General features: G+C 65.1%; 1 protein-coding gene. It reads right to left on the reverse strand.

The features are described from left to right. The coding region (locus HFRIS_RS25515) for a hypothetical protein (protein WP_006465716.1) at nucleotides 1-232 on the reverse strand (232 nt) is incomplete at both ends.

Below are 232 nucleotides of genomic sequence, written 5' to 3' on the forward strand. Positions count from 1 at the left end.
TTACCGCTGCCGCCGGTGACGTCCTGGATGTTGGCATAGGTGTCGCCATTGGCCAGGCTGCCAGTGCCGCCGCTACCCGTGCCATTGAACAGGTTCACCGTTTCGTCGACGGTGGAATTGGTGTAGCTGACCCGGTTGTGCAGCGAACCCGTGCCGCCGTCGAGGAAGTTGGCCGCCGCGCTGGCGATGAAGACATCGTCGGCGGTGCCGCCGGTGGCGTCCTGGATGTTGG

The organism is Herbaspirillum frisingense GSF30, assembly GCF_000300975.2.
Lineage (GTDB): Bacteria > Pseudomonadota > Gammaproteobacteria > Burkholderiales > Burkholderiaceae_D > Herbaspirillum > Herbaspirillum frisingense.